This is a genomic window from Nitratireductor sp. B36, assembly GCF_020833685.1.
Taxonomy (GTDB): domain Bacteria; phylum Pseudomonadota; class Alphaproteobacteria; order Rhizobiales; family Rhizobiaceae; genus Nitratireductor.
The window spans coordinates 957161-980527 of sequence record NZ_JACKZY010000001.1 but is presented as its reverse complement, the minus strand read 5'-3'; the positions used below and the strand labels follow the sequence as shown (position 1 = coordinate 980527).

Annotated in this window: 11 protein-coding genes; 5 read left to right on the top strand and 6 right to left on the bottom strand. The window is 61.6% G+C overall.

The genetic code is table 11. The features are described 5' to 3' along the window. Positions 1 to 10: 10 nt before the first annotated feature. The 3 genes from H7H48_RS04820 (at position 11) to H7H48_RS04810 (ending at position 4094) form a co-directional block, all read left to right on the top strand. Complete coding sequence (locus H7H48_RS04820) at positions 11 to 1363, top strand: glycosyltransferase family 4 protein (protein ID WP_229447649.1); 1353 nt, start codon at positions 11 to 13, stop codon at positions 1361 to 1363. Positions 1364 to 1474: 111 nt separating this feature from the next. Then, complete coding sequence (locus tag H7H48_RS04815; RefSeq protein ID WP_229447648.1) at positions 1475 to 2194, top strand: sugar transferase; 720 nt, start codon at positions 1475 to 1477, stop codon at positions 2192 to 2194. Positions 2195 to 2570: 376 nt separating this feature from the next. Beyond that, positions 2571 to 4094, top strand: a complete 1524-nt coding sequence (locus tag H7H48_RS04810) for an oligosaccharide flippase family protein (protein ID WP_370633306.1) — start codon at positions 2571 to 2573, stop codon at positions 4092 to 4094. A gap of 12 nt (positions 4095 to 4106) precedes the next feature. On the opposite strand, the gene H7H48_RS04805 is transcribed toward H7H48_RS04810, so the two are convergent. Beyond that, positions 4107 to 5762 carry a GMC family oxidoreductase gene (locus tag H7H48_RS04805; RefSeq protein ID WP_229447646.1) on the bottom strand — a complete coding sequence of 552 codons (1656 nt, stop codon included), beginning with the start codon at positions 5760 to 5762 and terminating at the stop codon, positions 4107 to 4109. 289 nt (positions 5763 to 6051) lie between these two features. Between H7H48_RS04805 and H7H48_RS04800 the strand changes: the two genes are divergently transcribed. Next, positions 6052 to 7230: a DegT/DnrJ/EryC1/StrS aminotransferase family protein gene (locus H7H48_RS04800; protein WP_229447645.1), complete on the top strand. Its 1179-nt coding sequence runs from the start codon at positions 6052 to 6054 to the stop codon at positions 7228 to 7230. Beyond that, complete coding sequence (locus tag H7H48_RS04795) at positions 7220 to 8026, top strand: 4'-phosphopantetheinyl transferase superfamily protein (RefSeq protein WP_229447644.1); 807 nt, start codon at positions 7220 to 7222, stop codon at positions 8024 to 8026. The genes H7H48_RS04800 and H7H48_RS04795 overlap by 11 nt, the downstream gene beginning before the upstream one ends. Here the strand turns inward: H7H48_RS04795 and H7H48_RS04790 are convergent. The 5 genes from H7H48_RS04790 to H7H48_RS04770 form a co-directional block, all read right to left on the bottom strand. Then, positions 7996 to 9573, bottom strand: a complete 1578-nt coding sequence (locus H7H48_RS04790) for a hypothetical protein (protein ID WP_229447643.1) — start codon at positions 9571 to 9573, stop codon at positions 7996 to 7998. The two genes, H7H48_RS04795 and H7H48_RS04790, sit on opposite strands and share 31 nt — an antisense overlap. Positions 9574 to 9595: 22 nt before the next feature. Next, a complete protein-coding gene (locus H7H48_RS04785; RefSeq protein WP_229447642.1) occupies positions 9596 to 12403 on the bottom strand; it encodes a condensation domain-containing protein in 2808 nt (935 codons plus the stop codon). Then, positions 12400 to 20385 (bottom strand): non-ribosomal peptide synthetase/type I polyketide synthase, encoded by a 7986-nt coding sequence (locus tag H7H48_RS04780; RefSeq protein WP_229447641.1) that lies wholly within the window; start codon positions 20383 to 20385, stop codon positions 12400 to 12402. The genes H7H48_RS04785 and H7H48_RS04780 overlap by 4 nt, the downstream gene beginning before the upstream one ends. After that, a complete protein-coding gene (locus tag H7H48_RS04775; RefSeq protein ID WP_229447640.1) occupies positions 20382 to 22316 on the bottom strand; it encodes a non-ribosomal peptide synthetase in 1935 nt (644 codons plus the stop codon). The genes H7H48_RS04780 and H7H48_RS04775 overlap by 4 nt, the downstream gene beginning before the upstream one ends. 255 nt (positions 22317 to 22571) lie before the next feature. Further along, entirely contained in the window at positions 22572 to 23273 is a 702-nt protein-coding gene (locus H7H48_RS04770) for a glycoside hydrolase family 16 protein (RefSeq protein WP_229448109.1), read from the bottom strand. Positions 23274 to 23367 lie beyond the last annotated feature (94 nt).

The following is a 23367-nucleotide window of genomic DNA, read 5'->3' as shown; positions in this document are numbered from 1 at the left end:
GGGGGCGAACATGCGTCCAGGGCGGGTTGTCATCATCAATGACCGTTCGGCGGAGATTGGCGGAGCGTCGAACCTGTCAAGCCTTGCTGCGCGCATGTTGCGTGAGGCGGGCGTTCCGGTCACTTTTTTTGCGGGCGATGAGCCCGCTGGAATGGCGCAGCCGCAGACGGTTCACGTCAATGGAAGGCCGCTCGTCGAGCAGGGGCGTTTGTCCGCCCTCGCCGGCGGCCTCTACAACCGGGACGCCTATAAAATCCTGAGCCGCTGGATCGCCGGGCACGACAACCCCTCGACAATCTATCACGTGCATGGATGGTCCAAAATCCTGTCGCCGTCCATCTTCCGGGCGCTTATGCCGGTGCGCGAGCGGGTCGTGCTGCACGCGCACGATTATTTTCTCGCCTGTCCCAATGGCGGCTTTATCAACTATCCGGCAGCATCCATATGCACACTCGATCCCATGTCGATGCGCTGCCTGTCGACCCAATGCGACAAGCGTGGCTATCATCAGAAGGTGTGGCGTTCCACGCGGCACCTCCTGCTGCAGCGCTTCTTCGCATTGCGTAGTAGTCCTGCCAACATCGTGCTCGTGCATGAGCAGATGCGCGGCTTCTTCAAACGTGCAGGAGTTGACGACAGCCGCATGGTTACCATTCGCAACCCGGTTGCGCCTTTTTTGTCATCCCCGACCCGGCCCCATACACAGCGCGATTTCTTCTTCATTGGCCGGCTGGAGCCGGAGAAGGGGTTTGAAGACGCCGCACGGGCCGCGCGCCTCGCGGGCGTTCCCCTGCACGTGATCGGCGAGGGCGCTGGCCGAGCGCTTCTTGAGGAACGCTATCCGGAGGTGATGCTTCATGGCTGGTGCAATCGCGCACAGATCGCCGACCGCCTGCGCCATGCGCGATGCGTCATTGTCTCTTCCCGGGTGCCCGAGCCATTTGGCCTTGCCGCGCTCGAGGCGGTGGGCAGCGGCATCCCTGTCGTGTTGCCATCCCATGCATTGCTGGCTGCCGAACTGGCGGAGGCAGGTGCGGCATTCACATTTCCCACGCTGGGCATCGAGGCGTTGGCCGCCAAGCTGAGCCGCTTGGCCGATGACGACGAACTGGTCTCCGCGATGAGTGAAAATGCACGCTCATGCGCCCCACATCTCGCCAACACGACGCAGAGCTGGCTTTCGGCACTGTTGGATCTCTATGCCGGCATTCTGCATGACGCGATTAACGCCCGGTCACCAACGCCGGGCGGCAAAAGAGGCGCTGCAACCAGGTCTACGGTACCGCCAGGAATAGGCGGGAAGCCGGGGCGTGATTCTAATGCTTTTGGCCACGCAGCCAGCCAGTCAAATGACGCCGGTTAGTCCGGCTGCGCTGCAGGGGTAGGCATGGTTCGATTGTGCGGTGGACTGCACCTAAATGGCCCTGCCCAATACCCCGATGGAGTTATATCACGGGCTTTGCGGGGCCTTATAATGATCGACGGCGAGGCAAACAAAACACCCAGGGGCGGGTTCATGCTGTACGCATACGATGATTCCGTAAAGCAGGGATTGGAGCTGCGGAAAGTCAGGCATTTCCGCTCTTACGTCTTTGTAAAAAGGGTGTTCGATGTGGCGTTCAGCGCCCTCGTGCTCGTGTTTCTTTTCCCTGCCATTGTGCTCATCTCCCTCTGCATCCTCGTAAGCGATGGGCGGCCTGTTTTCTATCGACAGAAGCGGATCGGACGGGATGGAAAAATGTTCGACTGCTTGAAGTTTCGCACCATGCGGCGGGATGCGGATCGCCTGCTCAGAGAATTACTGGATCAAAATCCGGTTCTCCTCCAGGAATGGCGCGCCTGTCAGAAGTTGCGCAACGATCCGCGCATTCACCCCATCGGTCATTTCTTGAGGATATCCAGTCTCGATGAGTTGCCGCAATTCGTGAACGTGCTGCGCGGCGAAATGAGCGTGGTCGGCCCGCGTCCGATCGTCGAGGACGAGATGGTACGCTATGGCGAGCGCATAAACGATTATCTGTTGATGAAGCCCGGTATCACCGGTCTTTGGCAGGTATCAGGTCGCAGCGACACATCGTACGCCGAACGGGTTCAACTGGATGTGCAGTATTTTCACAACCGCACGACCTGGCTCGATCTGAAGATTGTCTGGCGTACCGTCGGTGTCTTTCTTTTCGATCGCAATGGCTGCTGACAACGGTAGGGCGTGGAGAGGGAGCTCCTTTAGAAAAGGAAGAACAGCAGAACGGCCAACCAGACGATGAGGCAGAAAACGACAACGACCCAGCGTATGGAAATCTTGGCGCTGATTGCCTTGAACGGCCGCGCAAGGAAACCATGGTTCAACTGGTCTTGTTTGCTTGCATCTCGCACTGGCTGCTCATCGTCCGCCACAAGGCATCGAAACTGGAAACCAGAACAGGGAAAGCACACACATTCGCGTCCCCACATCGGGCTTCAAGCCGTATCGAGCCCCGTCATCCATACGGCCGCACACTCACAAATCCCATCGTCAAGGACGACGAATCATCAGTGTTGCAAGGGAAATCGTAGCGGAAGCGCCGGCACAGGTGAATAGCGGCAGGGGGGAAGGCGACGTGAAAGCGGATCACAAACCACCGCAAAATGATACACAACCGGGCGGATTTTTCGGATTGTCTGTCTCGTCTCTCCTTGGGGGGGGCGTGTGGGTCATGGTGGCGCGGCTTTTTTCACAGGTCGCGCAACTGATCGCCTTTGTGGCCGCTGCCCGTGTTCTTTCGCCAGCAGAATTCGGCTTTTTCGCATTCGTTTCAGCCATCGCCTTTCTCTTTGTGGTGGTGAGTGAAGGGGGATGGGCGGAGTTCATCATGCGCGCCGATCATGGTGAGGAGCAACTGCCGCAACTCACTGCGATCGCGCTTGTAAGCGGCTTTGGCTTCACTGCCGCTGGGCTGCTCCTGGGGCTCTTTGTGGGCGTCTTCTGGTTCCCAGCCTGGCAGGCATGGCTGTTCGCGCTCTTTGCGCTCTGGTTCATACCCGCTGCGGTTAATGCCGTTTATGACGGGATGTTGGTGCACCGAAGCCTACTCAACATGCAGGCTATAATCCGCATTCTCGCGGAAGCGGTGGGCCTTGCAATAACATTGTTTGGCCTGTGGGCCGGGTGGAATATCGCCGCACTCGTGGTTGGACGGCTGGCCACGCATATCCTGGGTGTTTTCGGCGGAGTCTGGGTGATTGGCTGGATCACGCCGAAAATCCCGAGCCGTGCGGTGTTCGCCGAGGTGATTCACTTTGCGCGCTATATTCTTAGTGTGCGGATCATCGTGTTCGCCCGATCCTATTCGGGCACGCTTGTTGTCGGTGGTTTGCTCGGCCTCGCGGACGCCGGTTACTACCGGGCCGCGGAAAGGATTGTGGCCGCCTTCTCAGAATTGGTTGGCGAACCGGCAAGATTGCTTGCCTGGGTGGTGTTCCGCCGCGCAAACAGCCGCAGCGCTGCTGCCACGACAGTTGATCCGATCACCCGTGCCGGCAGCTTTTTCCTGCCTGTTCTTTTCGCCATCGCCGCGCCCGTTTATCTCGGTCTGGTTCTCGTTGCCGGCAATCTGGTGGACATTGCTCTTGGAGCAGCCTGGGCGCCGGTTGCGTTGGTGGTCAAAATTCTCGCGATCCGCCAGCTTCTGATGTTTCAGGGATATGTGACGGAACCGTTATTGGCGGTTCGCGGGGAGGTCAAACGGCTTTGGCCATTGTCACTCTTCATCAGCTTTGCTTCGATCCTGATGATCGTGGCTCTCGCGCCCTTCGGACTTGTGTATGCAGCCCTCGGGCAATGTGTGGCGGCTGCTTTCGCCGGCGCGCTGTCGGTCTGGTTTCAAGTCCGCTACGGAAAACTCGACTGGATGGGGATCTCTGCCAATAGCGGTCTTATCATGCTGGCCGCCGCGGTGATGTTCGTCGGCGTCTCGTCGCTTGCTCACTGGCCCACCGAGGCTCACCTGCCGGCCTATTCGCAAATGGCGATGCAGGTTCTGGTGGGGGCATTGATTTATCTGGGCGTTCTCTATGCAAGCTGGAGATGGACAGGCTGGCTCAAATCCGGCCGATAAAGCGCTGTCTGCTCACTTGAGAAGGCGCTTCTTGAGATGATCGGCAAGGCGCAGCGTCATGGCGATGATCATCAGTGTCGGGTTGGCGTGGCCGGGCGTGGGGAAAACCGAACTGCCGGCCACAAAAAGTCCATCGACACTGTGAACCTTGGCGTTCGGGTCGACAACGCTTGTCTTCGGGTTTGCACCCATGCGCGTGGTGCAGGCCGGGTGGGCCATGTCACTGAAAGGAGCGTTCCTGAAATCCTCGTCCAGGACCCAGGGTTCGAGTTTGGGCTGTGGCAGGCCGACCCGCCAGAACTCGGCCGAAATGAGTTCGGCGAGCCGTGCGAGGCTTGCAGCTTCCGCCCAGCCGATCTTCCAGTTCACGCGCGCCAGCGGTACACCCAGACGGTCCCGCACCGAAGAGAGTGTCACGCGGCTTTCGCGGTCGGGCCTCTGTTCGACCATGGCGTCGAAGCGCAGTTCGCTGAGCTGGCGGGGCAGGCCCCGTTTCATGATGAGCCGGCGGTGCAGCCCCGCTGCCAGACCGCCGGGGGCCGCAAGCGCGGTCCTCAGGTCGTCGAGCCGGAACCGCCGGTTGCCGGAGTAAAATCGCTTGAGTGCCAGCCAAGGGTCGTTCGGCGCCAACACCTGTACCGGGTAGGTGGCGCAGTTGAGCAGCCCCTCGCGCGCCTGCAGGCGCGGGCTAAGCGCCAGCCCACGCAGATAAAAATGCGTGCGGCGGTTGTGACTGAGCCCGTAAAAGCCGAAATGCTCGGCAACGTCCTGCAGGGGCTCCTTCCCGAACCGTGCGATCACGGTTCGCGGATGGTCGGCCAGATATCGCCCCACGCAGTCATGATCGTTGCCGATGCCCTGTGTGGCCACATTCGTGGATGCCAGGAGTATGCGCGCATTTTCAATGCCGCCACCACACAGCACGATCACCGGCGCCCGTATCACGGCGTCCACCCCGGAGAGGCTTTTGACATGGAGTGTCTCCACCTTCCTCCCGCTTTCACACAATCCGATCCGGATAACGGTCGCATGTGTGAGAATATCGATGTTGTCGGTTGAAAGTTTTGCTGCGAGCTCCGAAAACCGCAATGGCTCGCTGCTCTTGGGCTTATGGCTGAATTGCCAGAAGAAAGTGCGCAGCAGATTGTCATTTAGATCGATGTCTGCCGGCGGCGTTTTCAGCCGGGTGTAGAGTGCTTTGTCGTAGATATTGGGACCAAGATTGAGCAGGTTTGCTGCCCGACCTAGCACATCCGCCAGATCGCGCCGTTGCAGTGGCCAGCCGGAGTCAGGCACCCATTGGCGCGCATCGAAGTCGATCTCGTCGAATGCGGCGCATTTGCCGACCCAGGTGTGTGTGCTGCCGCCCACCATCCGGTTTCGCAGTTCGAATGGGGGAATGTCGTTGAGCCAGGCGAGATCGCCCGTATAGCCTCGCTGAAGCGACATGGCGTCACGCGCACGAGGTTCGCCGATATTCTCCACTCGATTGAGAAGCTGGATCTCGGAATCAAACTCCACGCCGCCGCTTTCGACCAGAAGTATCTTGAGACGCGTATCGGCAAACTCCCGCGCTAGCGTCAGTCCGGCCGGTCCCGCCCCAACAAGGGCGATATCGGCCTCGAACCGTGTGCCGGATGGCACGCTGCGCAAGTCTAGAATGGACACACTGCCCCCTGAGCGGGCCACCAGAGCAGCACGTCAGTTGCGAAAGAAAATGGGTTCGCTGCGTCGTAAAGCCCCTGCAAAGGCTATCAAAATCCTGCGCCCGGCCGAACTCATCCAAATTGCATAGAAGGGGCAGCTTGCTAAGGGTTTTGGCCATCATCGGGTAGGGCAAGACGGCGTGGCGCTACATTATTGGATTATTTGAAAACCCCATGGCCCGGGCATACGCTTGAAGAATAAATGGGGCGCCACGGGCACGGCTCGCCCGTCGGCCAAGCGGGAAAACACCATGGCAAAGGTTGGTTTGCGTGAGTGGCTGGCCATCGGCGGGGTCATCGCTTCGGGGCGTCTTGCGCGCTATGGCGGGCCCGGCGAGGGGCCGCTCGACCGGTTCGAAAAGGCATTTTCCGAAAAGTTCGGCGTCAAACATGTGTTGACAGTCAGCAGCGGCACAGGCGCGTTGATCAGTGCATTGGCTGCCTCCGGCGTCGGGCCCGGCGACGAGGTGCTTGTGCCTGCCTATACATGGATTGCGACGGCCGCTTCCGTGCTCGCCGTGGGGGCTGTTCCGGTCATCGTCGATATCGACGAGACGCTGACCATGGATCCCGAAGACATTGCGCGCAAGATCACGCCGCGCACCCGTGCGATCCTGCCGGTGCACATGGCCAACATGGTCTGCGACATGGAGGCGATCACGACGCTCGCCCGTCAGAACGGCCTCACGGTGATCGAGGATGCCTGCCAGGCGGTGGGCGTGCGTTACCGGGGCCAGCGTGTCGGCACGATTGGCGACATTGGCGCTTTCAGCTTCAACCAGTTCAAGAACATGAATATCGGCGAGGGTGGTGCGGTGGCCTCCCAGAGCGACCGGTATTTCGCCCGCGCGCGCATGTATCATGATGTGGGTGAACTCTTTCGCGGACATCTCGACAATTACAACGAGCCGAGTTTTTTCGGCGTGAACTTCAAGGCAAGCCAGATCCAGGGGGCGATGCTCAATGTGCAGCTAGCCAAGCTCGATCCCATGCTGCGCCGCATGCGCAGGCGGCATCAGGTCATGTCGCACATCCTGTCGGGCAGCGATGCCTTCCGGCTGGGACCGCACAACGACCCGCAAAACGCCGTCGGTCTCCATGTTCTGTTCGAGACGGAAGGCGAGGCCAAGGCCTTTGCCGCCCGGAACAGGCGCGGCGTCTACCGTGTTTTCGATTCAAGTCGCCACGTCTGTACCCACTGGACTCCGATCCTTGAGAAGCGGGCATTCCATCCGGCCATGAACCCCTATGGCTGGGCTTCGGCCGATGTGGAGTATGGGCCCGACATGTGTGCCCGCTCGCTGGATATTCTGAAACGCACTTGCCGCATCAGCCTTGGCGAAAACTATCCGACGGCACTTATGGCCTATCTTGCCCGCCGCATGGTCGGGGGGAAAGCGCCGGAAAGGCGGTTGTCCTATGCAGCTTAAACCCGTGAGCATAGGCGCCGGCACGATCGATGTCTGGCAGTGGACCCTCGATGTACCCCTGGAGGCGCTTCCACCGCTCGTCTCGGCACTCAGCGAGGCTGAGTTCGCACGTGCCTCTCGCTTCGTGCATGAGCAGCACCGGCTGCGTTTCATCGCCGGGCGGGGCCGGCTGAGGGCGATCCTCGGATCCTATCTCGGCGTTGCGCCAAACCGGCTAGCTTTCTCATACAATGCCTTTGGCAAACCCCGGCTTGCCGGGCGCGGTGAACCGCCGCTTCATTTCAATCTCAGTCACAGCGGCCCGACGGCGGTTCTCGCCGTTTCCGATCGCTATCAGCTCGGCATAGACATAGAGCGCGTCCTTCCGTTCCGGGAAAATCTCGCAGAGCACTTTTTCTCCGGGGCTGAGAATGAAGCGCTCAGGGCGGTCCCGGTGCAGGAGTATCTTGGCGCGTTTTTCCGTTGCTGGACACGCAAGGAAGCGTTCGTGAAGGCACATGGTGCGGGGCTTTCGCTGCCGCTTGAATCCTTTGATGTCACCATCGATCCCGTCGGTGAGCCGCGGCTGCTGCGGCTCGATGGCGTGGACGATGCGCCGGCCCAGTGGCAGTTTTTGAATCTGACCCTGCCGCGCGGCTATGTCGGCGCGGTCGCGGCGCTGACGGCAGGCAACGCCGTTTCGCTGAACTATCGCGGCGGCACGCTTCAGCCTGCCCGGCGAGAAAGGCGCGGGGCCTGGCGGCCCGCAGCCCGGATCGAACGTCATCAGGCGTTGAGCCGCGCATCCAGAATATAGCGTGAGCCGCTCGCATCGAAATGATGGCAGCCGGTCAGGCCCGGTTTGAAATCGGGCAGGATGCGGCGCACACATGTTTCCCGATAATCATCCAGGTCCAGTTGCTCGATCTCCATGATGTTGAGACCGTAGCCATAGATGCCGTGCGCATTGTACTGCGCGGGCCGGTAGAGCCGGCGATGGCGTGAGAAGATGCGGCCGGCATTGCGTGCCGTGGCGCTGCCCACAACAATGGGATTCCGCCGATGGGGAACGATCCGTTTCAATTCCGGTCCGTCGACCTGGAACGCGTAGAGCGCGGAGCAGTGATCCTCGAACGCGTGATGCTCTGAAAGATTGGTGAAAAGCCACCACTGACCGCGATGTTTGAAAAGCGTGCTGTCGGCGGTTGACCATCCCTCGAGGGCTCGAGAATAGGGCTCCCATATCAACGGAAAGCTCACCGCGCGCCAGATTTCGATGCGCTTCCTCTGATGCGTCTCCGGCATGAGGAAAATCTCGTCCCCCACGCGGAAAACGAAGGGAAACGAGAGGTGCTCGCTGCCGCCCAGCGCTATGCCGATGGGCTCGAAGCCGCTGCGGGTGATTTCGCCCACAGCGATGTGCGCTTTGGTATCGCCCAGTCCATAGTTCTCGTAGAACAGATAAGTCCGCCCCTCATGGTGAAAAAGGAAGGGATCGGCCTTGATGGCCGTGTCCGTCGGTGGGATCTCCATGGCTTCGCTGGGATCGAAATCGTCAATGGCACCGCGCCCGCTGAAAAGCGTCCAGACGGCGGTTTCCTGATGGGAGGCGCGGCGCATGGTCTTGAGCGCCCGCTGCGCTATGTTTTTTGTGAGCGCCGCTGCATAGCGGCCTGTCCTGAAAATGCCGGGCGGCCTGAGCGCCTGGACGGCATCGGGGGCTCTGAGCGGCTTTGGCAGTTTGCTGGTGTCCGCGATGCGTCTGAGTTCACGCATCAGAAGCAGAACCGACTTTTCCTTGATGAAGGCGGCATTGCGCGCCGCACTGAATTTCACATTGAATTCGGCCTGCGCGATGACGCGTCTTTCCGGGTGCCGTGCCGTTTCCAGAAAAAGCGAGAGATGGCTTGTCGGAGCACCGGCCGCCATATCGGCGATGCCGTCCCAGCTCGCCGAGCCCGACTGCGTGAAAACATGGCTGAGCGACCAGACGCCGAGCGGGAGAGCATTAAGAATTGCCTCAGGCAAATCTGCATTGCAGTGGCGAAGGATGATGTCGAGTTGCGGTCCGTGCCGGTCTCCATTCGCGACAGCATTGGCCAGCGGGATATTGAGTATGGCTTTTCGCGCGCGCTCGAACCGCTTTGCGCTATAGCCCGACTGACGCGCAAATAGCGCACCGTCAAATCGTGCCACCATTCTGGTGAGCATGTTGGCCTTTGCGCCAGCCGGTTTCGAAGTATCGAGAAACGCGACAAGCCGGAAACGGCGGTCCGCAAGCAGCCGCTCGATGAGTTGAAGCTCCCAGTTTTCAAAAGGCTGTCCTGCCTCGCGCATGATGCCGATGCGCAGGGGCGCCGCCACCTTCGCCTGCTTTCCATGCATTTTAGGAACGGCGGTCAGCGGAGCCTCCCAGTTCAAGACGCTCGCCAAGCACGGATGAAAGTTTGTCGACGCCCCTGTCACTCAACGAATCCTCGTGCCAGCCGCTGAGATCGAAAACCGGCGATTCATCCGGCACGAAACCACGCCACCCGAATAGAAGCCGCCTTGCGCGCCGGTGTGTGGCCTGACTGCGGAAGAAGAGCACGGTTTCACCGGAAAGCGTGCGCGGACTGTAACGCCGGGCCGCACGAACGAGATACTGGGTGACCGCTTCGTTGGTTTCCTCTTCCTCATTCATCGCACGGGCGGGCGCGAAGCGCTCGACAAGCTTCAGCGAAAGGCTGAACTCCTTCAGATAGGTGATCAGCGACATACGCCCGCGTAAAAGCTTACCGGTGAAATAGACGAGACGTTTTGCCCGTTTCTCGGTGTTCCAGCGCCAGCGGGTCAGGGCCGGCTGCGAACGCACATAACCGGGTGCCCAGCTGTCGATCAGCGCGACGAAGCTCACATCATGCCCCCTGGCCCGCAATTGCCGGGTCATCTCGGCGGCCAGGATGCCGTTGACGCAAAGCCCCACCAGCGCGACGGTTTTTGGTGTGTCGCCAAGCTGCATCGCGTCCACCGCATCGCCGGCGATCTTTTCCAGCGAGAAGCCTTCGGTTTGTTCATCGATCCGCGCATTGAACATGTGAAGATTGACGACGGAGGCATGACCGGGAAGCGACTTGGCCATCCGGTAATAGAGGAAGGGATGGTTGAGCGTATAGACCGCGCAGTCTCCGCTGCCCTGCCGGTAGGTCGTTGTCTCCCAGTCGACGGTAACCGGTGACGGGGTCTCCAGTTCTTCCGCCGGTTCTGCGACAGGGGCAGGCTGTGTGCCGAAGATCGCGGACGCGAAGCCCGAGAGCGTCGGCTCCCTGAACAGGAGAGCGAGGTCAGGCTGGATGCCGAAGGCCTCGCGCACGCCGGAGAACATTCTGAGAGCCAGAAGCGAATGACCGCCCAGCGCAAAGAAGTCGTCGTCTGCATCCACCCGCGGCACGTCAAGCACACGCGCCCATATCCGGCCAAGCTCCGCCTGCCTGTCCGCCGGCGGGGCCGGGTCTTTCGCTGGAACCGGGGCAGGGACATTGGCCGTGGGTGGCGGCATTGCCGGCAACTCCACTGCGCCGTCCGCCCGTCTCGGCAGGGAAAGAAGAACGCTGATTGCGGCGGGTACCTCTTCCTCTGGCAGCCGTTCTGCCAGATAGGCGTTCAGTTGTGCAGGAAGGGTCTCGAGCGGCACCATGAGCCCTGCAGTCGGCACCACGAAGGCGTGAGACCGGCCGACCGGTCCGTCTCGCCGGACCGCGACATCGGCGACATCCGGTTGCGCGAGAAGCAGCGCTTCCAGCCGCGATGCCGGTTTCGGCTGCGCTTCCTTCGGCAATGTGCCGGCACGAACCGGCCCCGCCATCGCGCCAATCTGCGCCTGCGGATCGTCAAGCGCGAAGGCATAGGCCTTCTGCCACAGATCGAGCAGCTCCCGCGCGGTCGCTTCGTCGAACAGATCGGTGTTGTATTCCACCGACATGCGCCAGCCGGTCGGCCGGCCGATCATGATGAAGTTGAGATCATAGATCACGCCCGGCGATTGCGACGGGGCGCTGATCAGCTCGAAATCGCCATAGCGAGTGTCTTCCAGAAAGGCCTTTTGCTGGTTGAAGTTCACCGAAACAAGTGGATTGCGGGAAGGGTCCCGCACCGGGTTGATCAGTTCGACGAGATTGTTGAACGGCATTTTCTGGTGGTTGAGGGCCGCCCCCACCGTTGCGCTGACCCTTGAGAGGTGATCGGCGAAGCTCAACTCCTCACCGATATCGAAACGCAGAACGAGATTGTTGATGAACACGCCGATGAGATTCTCCAGATCCACATCCTCGCGCCCCGCGATCTGCGTCCCGAACAGCACTTCACGTTCGCCCGAATAGTGGTGAAGTGCAGCACTGATGACCGCCACGCCATAGCTGAACAGCGATACGTGATGCGCCCGCGCCGCCGCCTCGATCCGCTCGCCGAATTCCAGCGGGAGCACGGCGGAAAGGATCTCCCCGCGGCTGGTTTTTACGCGCCCGCGCGGGCGGTCCGGCCTGATCTCGAAATAGGGCGCGTCGCGCAACTGTTCGCGCCAATAGGTCTTCTCCGCTTCGAAACCATAGCTGTTCCGGTATTCGTCCTGCCACAGCGCGAAGTCGCCATATTGCAGCGCCAGCTCCGGCAGGTGCGGCGCGCGTTTCGCGTCGATGGCCGCTGCGAGTTCTCCCACTTCGCGCCCCAGAACGCGGATCGACCAGCCGTCGAAACAGCTCTGATGCGCGGTGATGAGAATGAAGCCGCGCCTGTTCTCCACCATCAACAGCGTGACGCGGAAGAGCCCCGGCTGGCCGAGGTCGAACGGCGCTGCCGCCGTCTCCCTGCTGATCGACTGGATGCGCGCCTCGCGCTGGTCTTCCGGCACGTGACGCAGGTCGATGACCGGCATGCGGAACTCGACCCCGCGCACCACCTGCTGCGTGGGTTGCCCATCCTTCTCCACAAAACGGGTTCGCAGGACCTCGTGTCGCTGGATGATCTGCCGGAAAGCCTCCTCAATGCTCTCGGTCCTGAAGTTCCCGCGAATCTCCCACCGCACGGCGACGTTGAGCGCGGGGTTTCCCGGATTCAGACGATCCAGGAACCAGCAACGCATCTGCGTCTGCGTGCAGGGAAATTCTCCAATGATGTCGTCCGAACCGGAGGCCATCACGCGGTGTTCAATGTCGCTCATCCGTGTGCCTCCATGCGCCGCCGCGCGCCATGCCGGAAATCTTTCAGCGAGGGGACATGCGGCTTGATCCCGTTCACCGGCTGGCTGTCCGCTTCATCGGCGATCAGCGCCAGCTCCCCGATCGTGGGGTGTTGCAGGAGATGCCGCGCCTCCAGCGGCAGGCCGGCATCGATCATCCGGGCTGCGATGCGGAAAATGCTGAGCGAATCCGCCCCCAGCGCGTAGATGTTCTCCTCCACGCCGATTTCGGGAATGTTGAGCACGTCACACCAGATGGCCGAGAGTTTCTCTTCCATGGGCGTGCGCGGCGCGGTGCGGATGATGGCCGCCTCCTGGCGCGGGATACCCTGCTTTTCGAGCGTCTTGCGGTCGAGCTTGCCATTGGCCGTCTGGGGCAGCGCTTCGGCATTGACCCAAAAGGCGGGCACCATATGGCCGGGAAGATGCGCCTTGGCATGGGCGCTGAGCGCCTTTGCTTCCGGCGGGCTCGCCGGATCGTCAGGCACGGTGTGACACACGAGCTGCCGGTCGCCATTGCGGTTCACGGGGGCGACAACGGCGCACTGGCGCACGCCATCTGCCTTTGCGATGACCGCCTCGATGTCGCCCAGCTCGATACGGAAGCCGCGCAGCTTGATCTGGTTGTCGCGGCGCCCCAGAAGCTGGAGCGAGCCATCGGCCAGGCGCCGTCCCACATCTCCCGTCTTGTAGAGCCGTTGCGGAACGCCGCCAATCGACACATTGCGGAAAGCGGCATGGGTTTGCTCGGCGTTCTTGAAATAGCCGACGGCAAGGCCGTCGCCGCCAATGTTCAGTTCACCCGTCACGCCCACGGGCGCAAGCCGGTTGCGCGCGTCCAGAATGTAGAGCTGCGTGTTGGCGATGGGCTGGCCGATGGTGATCGGCGCATCCGGATTGTCGATCCTCGCGACCGACGACCAGATCGTGGTTTCGGTCGGTCCATACATGTTCCACAATTCGCCGCCCAGCGCGCACAGGCTCTGCGCCAGCGTTGCGGGCAGCGGTTCGCCGCCGCACAGCATCTTGAGCGATTTCCTCTCGCCCAGCCCCGCTTCGACAAGCATCTGCCAGAGCGTTGGCGTTGCCTGCAGAACGGTTGCGCCGCATTCGTCGAGACGTTGCACGAGCCGAAACCCGTCCTGCACCTCGATCCTGTCGGCGATCACCACGCGGCCACCGCAGATCAGCGGCAGGTAGAGTTCCAGCGCGGCGATGTCGAAGGAAATGGTGGTGACGGCAAGCAGCGTGTCATCTGCCGTAAAGCCGGGTTCCTTCGCCATGGAGGTTAGGAAGTTGACCAGCGCGTTGTGCGGAACCTCCACGCCCTTCGGCACACCGGTCGAACCTGAAGTGAAGATGATGTAGGCCGCAGCCTGCGTGCCATGAACCCGCTCCTCGAGCGGTGCTGCATCCCTGGCGGCAATCGCATCGCGCTCCTCATCGAGCATGATCGGCAGCACGTCTTCACCGGCAAGGGCGGCAATCCTGTCACTCTTGCAGATCACCGCGGAGATTTTGGCTGCCTCCATGGTCTGCCGCAGGCGTGCCTCGGGGTGATCCGGGTCGAGCGGCACATAGATGTGGTCGGCTTTCATGATTGCCAGCAGCGTCACCAGCATGTCTATGGAGCGGTCGAGCGCCACCGCGACACGGCAGCCGGGCACGAGCAGCTTTTCCTGGAGCAGCCGTGCCATCTGCCAGCTTCGCGCATCGAGTTCCCCATAGGTGATGCTTTCCTTGCCATGAGTGGCGGCAATGGCGTCGGGCGTTTCCGCCGCACGGTCGCCAAACAGCTCGAAGGCAAAGCGCTCGTCGTCATAGGCCGCCTGCGTCTGGTTGAGCTCATAGGCAAGCCAGTCCATCTCGTCCTGAGACATGAGCGGCAGGCGCTCGATGGGTTTGGACATATCTTCTGCCAGCGTCCCCACGAGCGTGGCGAAATGGCCGAGCCAGCGTTCGATGGTCTCCGGATCGAACACGTCGCCATTGTAGTCGACATCGATGCGGATGCCGTCCTCGCTTTCGATCATGTTGGCGAACATGTCGAAATTCGAAAACGCCTTGGGGTTGGGCGTGACCTCGGCGGCAAGCCCGCCAAAATCCATTCCCTTCGTCACCCGCTCCAGGTTGAACTGGATTTCGGTCAGGGGAAGGCGGCTTGGATCGCGCTTCAGGCCAAGCTTCCGCACCAGCGTTCCATAGGTAAAGTCCTGATGCTCGAAAGCCTGAAGAACCAGTTGCTGCGTGTCCTTCAAATGCTCGGCGAAGGACCGTTCTTCATCAAGCGCCTGCCGCAGGGGCAGAAGATTGACGCAATGGCCGACCAGCGTTTCGTCATCAAGCAGGCTCTGCCCTGCCGAAGGCACGGCGATCACGATGTCGTTGCTGCCCGAAAGCCGCGCGATCATCACCTGCATGGCTGCGAGCAGGGTCGAAAACAGCGTCGCGCCGTTCTTCGCGCCGGCCTTCTTCAGCCGCCTGTAGACATCGCTGTCGATATGCGCGGTCACGGTGCCGCCAGCAAAGCTGCGCTGTTCTGGGCGCGGCCGGTCGGTCGGCATGTCCGGCAGGTCCGGTACGGTCTCGAATTGCGAAAGCCAGAACCGCTCCGTCTCTTCATCGTCCTCCGTCCGGCTAGCGCGCGCCTGCGCATAGCTCGAGAAAGCCAGTGCCGGGGGCAGGTCAGGCGTGTCTCCCTGCGCGAGCGCTCTATAGGCTGTTGCAAGCTCTTCGATCAGCACATTCGCCGACCAGCCATCACAAACGATATGATGGGCCGTGAAGACAAGCACGTGCCGGTCGTTTGAAAGCCGAACGAGTTCTGCGCGCGCCAGCGGACCATTGACGAGATCGAACGGGGTCCGCGCCTCGCGCTCAATGATTTGTGCAAGCGCCTCGTCATCAGAAACCTCCGTCAACGGCATGTCGATGCGGAAATCGGGCGTCACGTCGAAATGCTTGCCCGTCCGCGCAAAACGGATGTGAAGCGCATTGTGTCGCGCAACGATAAGATCAAACGCTTTGCGGAATGCGGCTTCATCCAGCGCGCCATCGAGCGTGAGATTGAAGGATTCGTTGAAGGAGCAGGAGGCTTCGTCGCCGGCCTGCGCTGCAAGCCAGATTTCCTTCTGCGCCTCGGTCAGCGGTGCCTGTTGCGGCGTCTCCTGCAGGGGCCTTGCGGTGGGGCGCTCCGCCCGTCCGTCATCGGCGACTAGAATGCCGGCACCTTGAAGCGCATCGAGCGTCTCGCCGAAGACCGTTGCAATGCGCGAAAAGTCTTCTTCCGAATGCGCGGTCGTCAGGAAACAGGGATAGCCGTCCTGGACATGCAGGCCCTGCATCCGCGCATAGGGATAAAACAGCGCGCCGAGCGGGTCGGCATTGCCAAAATCTGTCACGAACCAGCTCTTGTAGCCATGGATCTGCGTCGCAATCCCGCGATCCGAAAGCTGGCCGTTCAGCTCCGTGACAAGCGTTTCCGTGCGGGTGGCCACCCGGTCATAGAGCGCACGGCCTTCACCCTTGATGTGCTCGAGCACGGCGCGTGTCGCCGCCAGCACGACAGGATGGCGCACGAATGTGCCTGCAAAGAAAGTCGGCGCGACCATTGGCACGCTGTCATCGCCATAATCCCAATGACCGCCATCGAGCGCATCCATATACCGGCTGTCACCGGCCAGAACGCCGATCGGCATTCCGCCGCCCAGCACCTTGCCATAGGTGGCGAGGTCGCCGCGTATGCCCCACACGGCCTGCATGCCACCGGGGTCGACGCGGAAGCCCGTCACCACCTCGTCGAACACCAGAGCGAAATCGCGTTCCGTTGCGAGCGCGCGCAGCGCACGCACGAATTCGACCGGTTGCAGCTCCGGATGGCGGCTCTGCACCGGCTCGATGATGACGGCCGCAAGCTCGTCCGCATTGGCGCGGATCCAGTCGAGGCTTTCAGGCGCGCCATAGGGCAGGACCGTGATGTTCGACAGGGAATCTGCGGGGATGCCGGCGGCAATGGGCAGGGTACGATGCTGCCCCGCACGGCTGCGGCCCTTGACCAGAACCTCGTCGAACTGGCCGTGATAATCATTGCCGAAAACGACGATGCGGTCGCGGCCCGTCACGGTGCGGGCAACCCGCATGGCCGCCATCACGGCTTCCGATCCGGTGTTGCAGAAGGTGACGCGGCTGTGCCCGGTCAATTCGCTGATCAGGTCCGCGACTTCGCCGGCGAGCGGTGTCTGCGGGCCAATGGCAAAACCTCTGTCGGTCTGCGCGCGGATCGCCTCGACCACGAAATCGGGGGCATGACCGAAGGCGGTTTGCCCCATGCCGTTCACGAGATCGATATATTCATTGCCGTCTATGTCCCAGATGCGCGATCCCTTCGAGCGGTCGGAGACGACAGGGAAGACCAGTTCCTTCCAGTCGATGCGAAACCCGGAGGCCGCGCGTGGATCGGCCAGATGCGGCCGGTGTTCCTGCGTGAACGCTTTGGAGCGGGCATTCTTCTCGCAATAGCGGGCAACCAGATCGTTGATGAAGGCGCGTTTTTCCTCCGTGAGCGCCTTTTCGCCGGCCTGCGCGCCGGGCTTGTACACGCGGATGCGGCCGCCACCGATCTCACTCTCGTCACCGCTCGTGTCCGGCACAGGCGCGGGCGCAGCGGCTGGGGCCGGTGCAGGCTGCGGCGTGGCTGAAGGCGCTGCCGTCGGGATCGAGCCGCCAAGCGACTGAATGGTCTGCATCTGCTGTGCGAAAAGTTGCTGCGCCATCTGCAACTGGGACTGGAAAAGCGCCTCGAGCCCTTGAGGTGCCTGTGGAGTTCCATTCGCCACTGAAGATGGCGCAGCAGACGCGACGTCCGGCGTGGGGGGGACCTGAGCCACCGGAGAGGGAGACACCGCCTGCACGGTATCTGCCGGCAGTTCGGTGTCGAGGTGTCGCGCCAAATCATGAATGGTCGGAATGTTGCCGAGCAGCTCGCGGAAGGAGAGCTTGATCCTGTATTCCTTCTCCACCTTCTGCGCGAATTGGCCGATGAAGAGGGAATCGTAGCCAAGCTCCAGAAAGGTCGCTCCGGCTGCATCGCCTGGCAGGTCTTCGCCTGAAAGGTCTGAGAGCAGGGCGGTCAGGGCGCGTTCCAGGGTGGCACGCCGGTCGGTTGTTGCAGGTGCGGTGGTCATTGGGCTCATTCCGTCTGTCGGGATTGTTTTTACCGGTGTATCGGGCAGCGTATGGGCAAGTGCCGCATGCGCCCGGTTCTCCGGCGTCGGTGCGTCGATCCAGTGCATCTGGCGCTGGAAGGGATAGGTCGGCAGCGGGATTTTCCGCCGCGCCGTCTCTGGCAGGGCCGGCCAGTCGAGCCCGCAGCCGGCGATCCACGACCGCGCATGGGCTTCGGCGAAAACGTCCTCACCCAAGGATGCGCGGTCGTGTTCGGGCAGGGACTGGATAATGGCGGCGATGTCATCGCGCTTGAGCGTCTGCGCGGTGAAAACAGAAAGCGTGCGGCCGGGGCCGACCTCGATGAAAACGGGCCTGCGCTCGCGCGCAACGGTCTTGATGCCGTCGGCAAAGCGCACCGCATCGCGGCAATGGCGTGCCCAGTATGCGGGCGAAGCGCCCTGCGCGTCCGTCTGCCAGTCGCCGCTCACACAGGAAATATAGGGAATGGTGGATGGACCGTATTCGACCTTTGCCGTCTCTTCTTCGAGCGCCCTGGCAGCCTCGTCCATCATGGCCGAATGGAAGGCGTGGGAGGTGTGCAACCGGCTATAGGCGATGCCTGCGGCATCCAGCTTTGCGCATGTCTCGTCCATCGCCTCGAACGTGCCGGAGATGACGCTGAGCTTCGGTGCATTGAGGGCTGCGATCTCCACCCCGTCGCAAAGATGCGCTTCGACCGTTTCCGCATCCGACCGCACGGAAACCATGGCTCCCCTGGGCTGGCTCTGCATCAGCCGCCCGCGTGCTGCGACCAGCCCGAGCGCATCCTCGAAGCGCATCGTGCCCGAAAGTGTGGCGGCAACGAATTCACCCACGCTGTGGCCGATCATGGCTTCGGGCATGAGGCCACGGCTCATCCAGAGTTTTGCCGTCGCATATTCGACGAGAAAGAGTGCGGGCTGGGCGATTTGCGTGTCGCGCAGTGCTTCGGAAAGCTCTTGCGGCGCGTCGCCATCGGGCAGCCGGATGAAATCGCGAATGTCACGGCCAATCAGAGGCTCAAGAAGATCAGCGCCTTTGTCGATCCATTCGGCAAAGACCGGTTCGGTCCCATAAAGCGCGCCGCCCATGCCCACATGCTGCGCGCCCTGTCCGGGAAACATGAAGACCACGGGCGGGGCATCCTGTGCTGCCTCGCCGCTGATCGGGCGTTCTGCTTCAAGTGCCGCAATCGCCTCGTCGCGCGTGCGCGCAATAATCGCCGTTCGGTGCGAAAAAGCGTGCCGCCCCCGCTGCAACGTGTGCGCCACGGTGGCGAGCGGCTCTGTGCTCTCGCGCAGAGCTTCGGCCAAATTCTTGCGCATCGCGGCGAGCGCCGCCTCGTTTCGCGCCGAAAGCGGGAGAATGAGTGGGCGGTCGGGCGATGTCTCCGAAAGACCGTCTCGGTCGGGCGCCTGTTCGAGCACCACATGTGCATTGGTGCCGCCCACCCCGAACGAGCTGACGCCGGCGCGGCGCTTTGCGCCCGCCGCTTCCCACGCTACGCGCTCCGTTGGAATGCGGAACGGACTGTTTTCCAGTGCCATATGCGGGTTGGGCGATACGAAATTCGCCACCGGCGGGATCTCGCCGTCGCGCACCACGAGTGCCGCCTTGATGAGACCGGTGACGCCTGCAGCGGCGTCCAGATGGCCGATATTCCCCTTCACGGACCCGAGCGCGCAGTGGCCTTCAGCGCCATCGCCGCCAAAAGCGTTCATCAGGCCGTTGAACTCGATGGGATCGCCGAGCGGCGTGGCAGTGCCGTGGCACTCCACATAACCGATGCTATCAGGGTCGATGCCGGCACTGGCAAGGGCTGCCGCAATCGCGTCGGCCTGTCCAGAAACGCTGGGTGCGGTGTAGCCCACCTTGTCCGCGCCGTCATTGTTGACGCCATAGCCGCGAATGACGGCATGGATCGTATCGCCACCGTCGATGGCGTCTTCGAGCCGTTTCAGAAGCACCACGCCGCCGCCGCTGCCGAAAACCGTGCCGCCTGCCTGCGCATCGAAGGGCCGGCAGAAACCGTCCGGCGAAACCATGCCGCCTTCCATGTGGATGTAGCCACGCTTCTGCGGCACCGAGATCGACACACCGCCCGCCAGCGCCATGTCGCAACCATAGGTCAAAAGGTTCTGGCAGGCCTGCGTCACCGCCAGGAGCGATGTGGAGCAGGCCGACTGGATGGTGAAGGCCGGCCCTTTCAGGTCGAGCTTATAGGCCACGCGCGTCGCCAGCGTGTCGTTGATCGCGCCCACCAGTTCGTTGAACATGTCGACTTGATAGCCGGAGGTGAAGGCTTCGGCCTTTTGTCGATCCGACAGGATGTTGTTGATGAGATAGGTGCTCATCGCCGAGCCGGCGAAGACGCCGATCGACTGTTTCGCACCGAAGGGATCGCAGCCCGCACTTTCCAGCGCTTCCCAGCAGATTTCCAGAAACAGCCGGAACTGCGGATCGAGCACCGCCGCCTCGCGCGGATACATGCCGAAGAATTCCGCATCGAACATGCCGACATCGTCCAAATAGGGGCGGGAGGGCACATAGTCCGGCGAGGCGCGCGTCGCCTCGTCATAGGCGTCCTCGATTTCATCGGCTGCAAAGGTGCGGAAGGCGTGACGCCCCCCGCGCACCATCTGCCACAGCGCATCGACCGATGGCGCACCGGGAAACCGCCCGGCCATGCCGATGATCGCAACGCTGCCGATGCCCTCATCCAGTCCCGTTTCAGGCTCTACCGCAATCGCTGCGCTCATTGTCTGCTCCGACGAAACTGCGACATGACCCGCTTCTGTCGCGCAGCGCGACTGCGGGCTTCAAAGCCCGGTTGATCACCATCTGGCGCTTTCTCAAGAAAGCGCGCCAGACTGCGGATTTTCGGATGCTCGAACACGCTCACCACGTCGATGCTGCGGCCAAGCTCCTGTTCCAGCGCTGCGTGGACGCGCATGAGCTGCATCGACGTTCCGCCCAGATCGAAGAAATTCTGATCCAGTCCGCCCGCGTCGGTGCCGAGCACCCTGCGCCAGTGCCGCGCGATGATGCCCTCTATCCCTTCTGTTATCGTCGTTGCCGCCGGGGCTTCGGTTGGGGCCGGCAGGCGAGAGCGGTCAACCTTGCCGGCACGGTTGAGCGGAAACTTCTGCAACACGATCGCACGTCCAGGGACCATGTGAGCGGGAAGAACCCCTTTCAGGCGCCTCAGCACCCCTGCCGCGAAGGTGATATCGTCGAGGCCGCCCATGGAGTGTGGGCGCAGATAGGCGACCATCCGCCGTGCGCTGCCGGCTTGGTGGCACTGCACGACCGCGTCGGCGAGCGCCTCGTCGCGACGCAGCGCGTTTTCGATTTCATCCAACTCTATGCGCTTGCCGTCGATTTTCACCTGCCGGTCCCGCCGCCCGCGAAAATGCAGAAGCCCGTCAGGATCCATCACCGCCATGTCGCCGGTCAGATAGCAGCGCAGGCTCTCGCCATTCCTCGCGGTGATCGTGACGAAGCGCTCCTGCGTCAGCTCCGGCCGGTTCAGATAACCGATGGCGAGCCCGTCGCCGGAAACCGCAAGCTGGCCTTCCTGGCCCGGTGGGAGCTCGGCGCGATCGTCATCCAGAATGTGAATCTGGCCGTGTGCGATGGAATGGCCAATCGGCAATGTGTCATCGCGAAAGTCGGACGGCACATCGAAGGTCGATGCGATTACGGTTACTTCCGTCGGTCCATAGGCATTGGTCAGGCGGCATTCGGGATGAGCTGCGAGGAACCGCCGCGCACGGTCTGCCGAGGCTACTTCCCCTCCGAACAAGACATGACGCAGCGAGGCAAGCTCTCCGCTCGGATGATCGACCAGGAGGTTGAAAAGCCCGGTGGTGAGCAGCATCACCGAGACGCGCTCTTCGTCAATCGTATTGGCAATGCGTTGCATGGAAAGCGTGCGGTCGCCGATGCCCACAAGCCGCGCACCGTTCAAAAGCGCTCCCCAGATCTCGAACGTGGCTGCGTCGAAGGAGATCGTCGCCGTATGCAGCACGACGTCGTCAGAGCGAAATTCGACAAAATTCTGATCGCGAACAAGCCGCTGAATGCCGCGATGTGGTACCACGACACCTTTCGGGCGTCCGGTCGAACCCGACGTGTACATCACATAGGCCGCATCCCCGCCGCCCACTTCGGGAAAAGCTTCTTGCAGCCCGTTGCCTGTGGGTGCCGCAAGCGCCTTGTCTGCATCGACAAGGCAGTCTCTCGCTACCGGCAGACTGGCGGCAAGCGAAGCGCTTTCCTGATCGATCATGAGCGCGCGGGGTGCGCTGTCCCTGATCATGTAGGAAAGGTGATGAACCGGATAGGCCGGGTCGAATGGCGCATAGGCTGCCCCCGCCTTGAGGATCGCCAGCTTGGCGATCAGCGTTTTTGCGGCACGGGGCAGAAGAAGGCCGACAATGTCCCCCTTGCGCACACCCATGGAGATGAGACGGGCGGCAAGTTTCGTTGCCGCATGCTCGAACGCGCCATACGTCAGCTCCACGCCATCGAATGTGATGGCGATCGCATCCGGTCTGGCGCGCGCGATCCTGGCAACGCTATCGTGCACTGTCGCATCGCGCTCGTAGGCGCACCGCGCTGCAATCTGTGCGACACTGCCGCTTCTGTCAAAACCGGATCGTTCAGCTCGTTGCTGTTTGTGATGCATGTAGACGCCCCGCCCGAAAAAGCCCGCGCCTATGTTTCAAGCATCCGAAAACGCTCACTGATTATAGGAGAGGCGCGGGAGAAAAATGGTTCTCATGCCTTCGGGAAGAAGGATTTCACGCAGGCCGGCAAAGAGACAGATGGCCATCCGGATGATCTTCGGATCGACCGGATGTCTTGGGCTTTTGTCTGTATAAACCATTCGGCGGGGAGGATGTTGGGAGAAGGGCGAAGCCTATCCCAAAGCATTAGAAATTCAGTCGAGGCGATAGGCCCTCACATAGTCGACGATCATGTGCGAGGGGTCTGGGGTGGCGTTCCTTGTTGGTCCGTCCACCAGGGCGAGATTGAGCAGAATATAAAGCGGCTGCCGGTGTTCCGGCTGGGTCTCTGTCTTCCACACGAATTCGCGGTCGAAATAGAAGCGGATCCAGTCCGGATCCACTTTCACCCCATAGGTGTGAAACGCACCCGGCCTTGCCTCCACGAAGACCGCGTTTCGATGAAAGCGCGAATAATGGCGCCCGTCCCGGTGCCAGACATGGACGACCGAGGAGTAACCGTCGGGTTTGTCCCCGTAGAATTCGAAAATATCGATCTCGGCTGTGGCCTTCGAGCGATCCTTGCCGATCAGCCAGAAGGCAGGCCACACACCGGGCCCCTCCGGCAATTGCGCGCGCATTTCAAAATAGCCGTATTGTTGAGAAAACCCGTTCCCGTCCGGATCCACCGAGGCGAGCAATCCCGATTGCCAGTCGCCTTCCGGGTCGCGCTTGGCTTCAATGCGCAATTTGCCGTCGATAATTCGGAACGGTGATCGCTCGCCGGGATTGGCGAACCGCGCGCCGCCGAAATCTCCCGACCAGGGTGTGTGTGCGATCCAGCGTGTTCCTGGCCCCCAGGCTGAAACGTCCAGCGTGGAGAAATCCTCGTCGAAGGAAACCCGCAAGGTCTCCATATTCAATCTATCATCTTCGGTAAGGAACTGATCCTCGGCGCGTGATGAGACAGGCCTCAACAGGGGAACGAGTGACGCGCTTAAAGCGGCTGCA